The sequence below is a fragment of the Yoonia sp. genome (genome assembly GCF_046292185.1).
Classification (GTDB): domain Bacteria; phylum Pseudomonadota; class Alphaproteobacteria; order Rhodobacterales; family Rhodobacteraceae; genus Yoonia.
The window spans coordinates 1-3,754 of record NZ_JBKBQY010000154.1; the positions used below are offsets into that span (position 1 = coordinate 1).

General features: G+C 59.9%; 2 protein-coding genes. Both read right to left on the reverse strand.

Annotated elements, in window-relative coordinates:
• Nucleotides 1-3,278 (reverse strand): pyruvate carboxylase (gene pyc / locus ACK4TM_RS17205; protein WP_409703743.1); only part of this gene is annotated, 3,278 nt, incomplete at its 3' end.
• 51 nt (nucleotides 3,279-3,329) lie between these two features.
• Nucleotides 3,330-3,754, reverse strand: a 425-nt coding sequence (locus ACK4TM_RS17210; protein WP_409703746.1) for an alpha-hydroxy acid oxidase, incomplete at its 5' end; no start/stop codon positions are given.

The window sequence follows — 3,754 nt, forward strand, 5'->3', positions numbered from 1 at the left end:
GCGACGCTGGCGACCACGCCGGGCATCGGAGCGCCGATGTGATCTGCGTTACCGTTCTCCGCCTTGGGCCGCTGCACCTTGTCGGCAGAAGCCAACCGGTTCATAACCCGGATCGTGCGCGGCTGGCCGTTGAGTTCAAAAAACACTTTGACTTCGCCATCCTCGTTCATGTCGGCGACAGCCTGCATGCGGATTTCGAGCGTCTTGCCGGGGTCGATTTCTGCGGCGATTTCCTCGCCCGGTTCCATACCATAGAAAAACGTGCGGGTCGGCAGCGTGCGGACGGGCCCATAGATTTCATGGCGGGCGGTGTAATCGGTGAACACCTTGGGATACATCAGATAGCCATTGAGGTCTTCGTCATCGATGATGACATCCTCGAATTTCGCCGCCAGCTCCTTTTTCGTCTTCGCCAGATCAACCGGCGGCAAGGATTTGCCGGGGCGTTCGGTCTGGGGCTTTTCGCCTTTGAGAATCTTTTTTTGCAACGCCGCAGGCCAGCCGCCCGGCGGTTGCCCCAGATTGCCGCGCATCATGTCGATCACGCTGTCGGGGAAAGAGACATCCACCTTGGGATCTTCCACCTGCTGGCGGGTCAGCCCCTGACTGACCATCATAAGCGCCATGTCACCCACGACCTTGGACGACGGCGTCACCTTAACGATATCACCGAACATCTGGTTCACATCGGCATAGGTCTGGGCCACCTCGTGCCAGCGTTCTTCGAGCCCAAGCGAGCGTGCTTGCGCCTTGAGGTTGGTAAATTGTCCACCGGGCATTTCGTGCAGGTAGACTTCGGAAGCGGGGGCCTGCAGCCCGCTTTCGAAGGCGGTGTAATGCGCACGCACCTGTTCCCAGTAATTGCTGATCTCGCGGATCGCCGCGATATCAAGGCCAGTGTCACGATCCGTGCCGCGCAACGCTTCGACAATCGATCCCAGGGTCGGCTGCGATGTATTGCCGGACAAAGCATCCATCGCCGCATCGACGCAATCGACGCCCGCCGCAGCCGCGGCCAGCACCGTGGCAATCGCCGCACCTGATGTGTCATGCGTGTGGAAATGGATTGGCAGACCGATTTCATCCTTTAGCGCCTTGATCAGGACGGTCGCGGCGGCGGGTTTCAACAGGCCAGCCATGTCTTTCAGGCCCAGCACATGCGCGCCTGCGGCTTCCAGATCCTTGGCCATGCCGATGTAATATTTCAGGTCATATTTGCTGCGCGCGGGGTCGAGCAGGTCGCCGGTATAGCAAATCGTGCCTTCGCAGACCTTGTTCGCCGCGATCACGGCATCCATCGCGACGCGCATGTTTTCGACCCAGTTCAGACTGTCGAACACCCGGAACACATCGACACCGGATGTGGCGGCCTGCGCGACGAAGCTTTGCACCACATTGTCGGGGTAATTTGTGTATCCCACCCCATTGGAGGCGCGCAGCAACATCTGCGTCATGATATTGGGCATCACCGCGCGGATATCGCGCAGGCGTTGCCAAGGGCATTCCTGCAAGAAACGGTAGGCCACGTCAAAGGTCGCGCCGCCCCAGCATTCGACACTGAACAGCCCGTGCATCTTGGCGGCATAGGCAGGGGCTGCGTTGATCATGTCGATGGACCGCATCCGTGTTGCCAGCAAGGATTGGTGTCCGTCGCGCATCGTCGTGTCGGTGATCAGTACCTGTGGCTGGTCTAGCATCCATTGCGCCACTGCCGCTGGCCCCCGGTCCTCAAGGATATTGCGAGTGCCGGGCGTCAGGTTGCTGGTCGGTTTCACCGGTGGGTGCGGCAGGCGGATATCGGCCGCAGGGCGCGGCCGGCCTGCGGTTTCAGGATGCCCGTTCACGGTGATATCGGCGATATAGGTCAGGATCTTCGTCGCCCGGTCGCGGCGTTTGGTGAAATTGAACAGCTCCGGCGTCTCGTCAATGAATTTGGTGTGGTATTCGTTGTTCAGAAAGGTCGGGTGCTTCAGCAGGTTCTCGACAAACGCGATATTGGTGGAAACGCCCCGGATGCGGAATTCGCGCAAGGCGCGGTCCATCCGCGCAATCGCCATTTCCGGTGTGGGCGCGCGCGCTGTGACTTTGGTCAGCAGGCTGTCATAATAGCGCGTGATCACGGCACCCGAATAGGCGGTGCCGCCGTCAAGCCGGATGCCCGGCCCGGTCGCCGAGCGATACATCTGGATGCGTCCGTAATCGGGGATGAAATTGTTCTGCGGGTCTTCTGTCGTGACCCGGCATTGCAACGCGTGACCGTCGAGTTTGACGTCATATTGCGAGGCGCAGCCTGTCGCCTCGACAATGGATTTGCCTTCGGCGATCAGGATTTGCGCACGCACAATGTCGATGCCTGTGACTTCCTCGGTGACGGTATGTTCGACCTGCACACGCGGGTTCACTTCGATGAAGTAGAACTCGCCATTGTCCATATCCATCAGGAATTCGACCGTGCCTGCGCATTCGTAATTGACATGAGCGCAGATTTTCTTGCCCAAATTGCAAATCTGTTCGCGCTGGGTGTCGGACAGATAGGGGGCGGGGGCGCGTTCCACGACCTTTTGATTGCGGCGCTGGACCGAACAATCGCGTTCCCAAAGGTGATAGATCTGACCGTGGCTGTCGCCCAGGATCTGCACCTCGACATGGCGGGCGCGCATGATCATCTTTTCCAGATAACCTTCGCCATTGCCAAATGCGGCTTCGGCCTCGCGCCGGCCTTCGCGCACTTTTTCTTCCAGTTCCTTTTCATTCATGATCGGACGCATCCCGCGCCCGCCGCCGCCCCATGAGGCCTTGAGCATCAGTGGATAGCCAACCTCGGCTGCTTCCTTGCGGATCGCGTCCATATCGTCGCCCAGCACTTCGGTGGCGGGGATGACGGGCACGCCAGCCTCCATCGCGACGCGGCGGGCGCTGGCCTTGTCACCCAATTGGCGCATGGTTTCGGCCTTGGGTCCGATGAAGGTGATGCCGTTCGCGGTGCAGGCATCCACGAAATCGGGGTTTTCTGACAGCAGGCCATAGCCGGGGTGGATCGCATCCGCGCCGGACATTTTCGCTACCCGGATGATTTCCTCGATCGAGAGATAAGCCGCGACAGGCCCCATGCCTTCACCGATCCGGTACGCCTCGTCCGCCTTGAAACGGTGCAGGCCCAGCTTGTCTTCCTCGGCGAACACGGCGACGGTTTTCTTGCCCATCTCGTTGGCGGCGCGCATGATGCGGATCGCAATCTCGCCGCGGTTGGCAATCAGGATCTTTTTGAAATCGGTCATAATGGTTCCTTTCGCAGTTGCAGCATTGGTAAGCAGCAAATTCGGGATCGTCTATAACGATTGCTGCGGCGCGCGCAGGCAAGTGGACAGATCGCGCAGGTTGCGCGCGCCCAATTGACCCATATTGCTGATCATATCCTGCCGCAGGATATCAAGCACATGCGCCGCGCCCGGTTCACCCATTGCTGCCAGTCCGTAATGAAACGCACGGCCCAGCATCACGAAATCCGCGCCGAGCGCGATGGCGCGCAGCACATCCAATCCACCTTCGACGCCGCTATCAAAGATAACAGGCAAGGTGGTCGCGGCCCGGATCGCGGGGAGGATTTCGATACTGGCAGGACCGCCATCAACTTGGCGACCGGCATGGGTGCTGACCCAGATTGCATCGGCACCTTCATCGGTCAGGCGCGCGGCGTCGTCGGGGCGTCCGACGCCTTTGACCACCAAAGGACCGTCCCAGCTATCGCGCAGAG